General features: G+C 69.2%; 3 protein-coding genes. All 3 read left to right on the top strand.

Annotated features, from left to right (window positions below):
• The first annotated feature begins 298 nt into the window (after nucleotides 1-298).
• Nucleotides 299-787 carry a hypothetical protein gene (locus KBI5_RS23235; RefSeq protein ID WP_085016470.1) on the top strand — a complete coding sequence of 163 codons (489 nt, stop codon included), beginning with the start codon at nucleotides 299-301 and terminating at the stop codon, nucleotides 785-787.
• On the top strand, nucleotides 784-1638 hold the full coding sequence (locus KBI5_RS23230; protein WP_157902579.1) for a methyltransferase domain-containing protein: 855 nt from the start codon (nucleotides 784-786) through the stop codon (nucleotides 1636-1638). The genes KBI5_RS23235 and KBI5_RS23230 overlap by 4 nt, the downstream gene beginning before the upstream one ends.
• Before the next feature lie 118 nt (nucleotides 1639-1756).
• Nucleotides 1757-2076, top strand: a 320-nt coding sequence (locus KBI5_RS23225; protein ID WP_133057138.1) for a response regulator, incomplete at its 3' end; no start/stop codon positions are given.

The following is a 2076-nucleotide window of genomic DNA, read 5'->3' as shown; positions in this document are numbered from 1 at the left end:
TATTCCACGTGATGCGCAGTGTTCCATGACTGTCACGCGGCGGGAAACACGCCGCGCACACCCGGCGCAGGAGGGAGAAAACACAATGACTCCCGAGGGACCTGCACTGGGGAGGGCCGCGGTCAGKCGCCGCTCGACAACCCGACGAATCCGGGTGAGGGCCTGAGCGCCGACGCGGCTGGCCTCGGACGGCGGCGCCCCTCCCTATACCRCCGCCGTCCGAGGCCACATCATCCGGCCCGCCCGGCAGCAGCCGGCAGGCCCCCATGCCCCACCCCATCCAACGGAGGGTCCAGCCATGTGCGGAGTCAACCATTCCGGATTCACGAACCCGGGCTACCTGTTCAACGTCGGCGCGGGCAGCGTCGCGCCGGACGGCGCACTGTTCACCCGGCTGCTCGCCCACCATGACGACATCGGCCTAGACGACGGGCAGATCCGAGGCCTGCTCGACATCTCGCGGGAGTACCACGAGCGGCAGCAGGTGATACACCTGCGGATGGCGGTACTCGCCGAACAGGTCGAGCACAAGCGCGGCCGGCTGGGCCCAGACGAGATCGCCGAGCGGAAGGCGGCGCTGGACGAGCGCGCCGACCTGTTCCGCACGGCCGAACAGCTGTTCTTCGAGACGGGGGGCCGTGGTCTGGAGCTGCTCACCGACGAGCAGGTCGAACAGGTGGCCACGGTCTACCACGAGGAGAAAACCGACGGGCTTCACGCGCTCGCCGACGCGCTGGACAACGCGGTCGGCCCCCAATTCTCCTTCCACGCGCTCCCAGCACTGTGACCGGGAGACGGACCGAGGACGCAGCGGCGCGGTGGCTGCGTRCCGACAGGTTCGCGGGCACCTCCGCCACGCAGCRCCGGGAGACCGAGACCCAGCTGGCCGAGATCCGCGACCGGGTACTGGACGGGGCGCAGATCTCACCAGGCGACCACGTGGTTGACCTCGGGGCCGGCACGGGGCTGCTGACGCTCGGCGCGCTCTCCCGTGTCGGCCCGGACGGAACGGTGACAGCGGTGGACCGGTCGGGCCCGGCGCTGCGGGAGATCCGCCCGGCGCCGGGCGGCGGAAGACTGCGGCTGGTGGTCGCGGACGTGGCCCGGCTACCACTGGAGAACGGGTCCGTGGACGCCGTGGTCGCCCGCTCGACGCTGATCTACCTGGAGGATCTCGCCGCGGTGCTGGGTGAGGCCGCGCGGGTGCTACGTCCGGGTGGTCGGCTATCGGTCTTCGAGCCGGTCAACGCCCGGCGGCGGCACGACGCCGACCTGATCGGAATCGCCGAGGCGGAGCTACGGGCCATCACCGCGGCCTCGGCCCGCGCGACACCGGCCGCGAGGACCATGACCGGATTCAGCGAGACCACCACCGCCGCGCTCGCCGCTGGTGCAGGGTTCCGCGTCGACCCGATCCACCTCGGTGAGGTGYGCTCGACACTGCCCGACCAGGACGCGGTCCGAGGGTATCTGCACCGCCGGCCGCACCCGGGGGCACCCACCCCCCTCGACATGATCGGAAAGTCGTTGGGGCGTGACCTCGCCGACCGGTACGCAACCGCCTGGTATCAGGCCGTTGCACAGCAGCCGATCACGTTCACCACACCGGTCATGTACCTCACCGCCAGCCGGTTCTGAAGRCCGAAGCAGCCGCCCTGGCCGTCCAGGTGGCTACGTAGGTGGGAGCCGGCGCGCATTCGTGCTGTAAGAATCGGATGGCGATGGCCACGAGCAATGGCGGCGAGGAGGCATCAGCGTGAACACAGTCGGACCGGACATTCTTCTGGTGGAAGATGATCCCGACGATGTCGCACTCACCCTGCACGCACTGCGTACGAAGGGGATCGTCGCGTCGATCGAGGTTCTCCGTGATGGAGCCGAGGCGCTTGACTACCTCTTCCGCGCCGGCGCCTACGCTGACCGGCCCCCGACCGGTGACCCGAAAGTCATCCTGCTCGATCTCAAGCTRCCGAAGGTCGACGGCCTGGAGGTTCTGCAACGGCTGAAAGGTGACCCGAAGCTTCGGACCGTGCCGGTGGTGATGCTCACCTCCTCGCACGAGGAACGGGACATTGA

This window comes from Frankia sp. KB5, assembly GCF_002099325.1.
In the GTDB taxonomy this organism is placed as follows: Bacteria; Actinomycetota; Actinomycetes; order Frankiales; family Frankiaceae; genus Frankia; species Frankia casuarinae.
The sequence above is the reverse complement of the archived record's forward strand: the minus strand, read 5'-3'. Positions and strand labels throughout refer to the sequence as shown.